This is a genomic window from Sabulibacter ruber (assembly GCF_017355955.1).
GTDB lineage: Bacteria > Bacteroidota > Bacteroidia > Cytophagales > Hymenobacteraceae > Nibribacter > Nibribacter ruber_A.
The window spans coordinates 1-313 of the sequence record NZ_JAFFID010000066.1; the positions used below are offsets into that span (position 1 = coordinate 1).

Annotated in this window: 1 protein-coding gene; it reads left to right on the forward strand. The window is 73.2% G+C overall.

Features of this window, described 5'->3' with window-relative positions; genetic code table 11:
• The coding region (locus JT719_RS24470; protein ID WP_207436407.1) for a hypothetical protein at nucleotides 1-313 on the forward strand (313 nt) is incomplete at both ends.

The following is a 313-nucleotide window of genomic DNA, read 5'->3' on the forward strand; positions in this document are numbered from 1 at the left end:
TTCCGCGAGGGCACCTTCGCCTTCTACCGGCTGGCCGAGGCCGGTCCGTCGGCCGAGCTGGCGCGCGTGCTGGTCGCCGCGATCCCCGCCGACGACCCCACCCGGATCCTCGACCTGGAGCGGCTGGACTCCATCAAGCGCTCCCGCGTCGAGGCCGCCGCCAGCTACTTCCGCGAGAACGCGGGCCGCTGGCACGAGATCCGTTCCCTCCATGTGCCCGAGCGGGAGGTCGAGGCGGCCCTGCTGCGCCTCCTGCCCGACGAGGGGATCGGTGAACTGCTGGACATCGGCACCGGCACCGGCCGCATGCTGG